Raw genomic sequence first — 527 nt, forward strand, 5'->3', positions numbered from 1 at the left:
ACAGCAGCACCGCCAGCAGCGCGGCGCCCGCTTGCACCGTCCGCGACAGCGCCACGGCGCGGCGCAGGTCGGCCACCGTCGGCTGGTGTCCGTCGCCCAGGGTCGGCCGGATCTGCAACTCGTGGCGGTACTGGGTCGGCCCGCCGAGTCGGACCCCCAGCGCCCCGGCGAAGGCCGCCTCGACGACACCGGCGTTGGGGCTGGGGTGACGGGCGGCATCACGGCGCCAGGCCCGCACCGCGCCCGAGGGCGACCCGCTGACAAACGGGGCGAACATCACCACCAGCACCGCCGTCGCCCGCGCGCCGAGGTAGTTAGCCACATCATCCAATCTCGCTGCGGCCCAACCGAATCGGGCGTAACGCACCGAGCGATAGCCGATCATCGAGTCCAGCGTGTTGACGGCGCGGTACGCCAGCACCGCGGGCGTCCCGCCCATCGCCGCGCACAGCAGCGGCGCCACCTGGGCGTCGGACGTGTTCTCCGCGATCGATTCCAGCGACGCACGCGTGAGGCCGGCGCCGTCC

General features: G+C 73.6%; 1 protein-coding gene. It reads right to left on the bottom strand.

Annotated elements, in window-relative coordinates; translation table 11 throughout:
* Positions 1-527, bottom strand: a 527-nt coding sequence (locus A5709_RS00045; protein ID WP_197520044.1) for a cobalamin biosynthesis protein, incomplete at both ends; no start/stop codon positions are given.

It is taken from the genome of Mycobacterium sp. E1386 (assembly GCF_001672745.1).
Taxonomy (GTDB): domain Bacteria; phylum Actinomycetota; class Actinomycetes; order Mycobacteriales; family Mycobacteriaceae; genus Mycobacterium.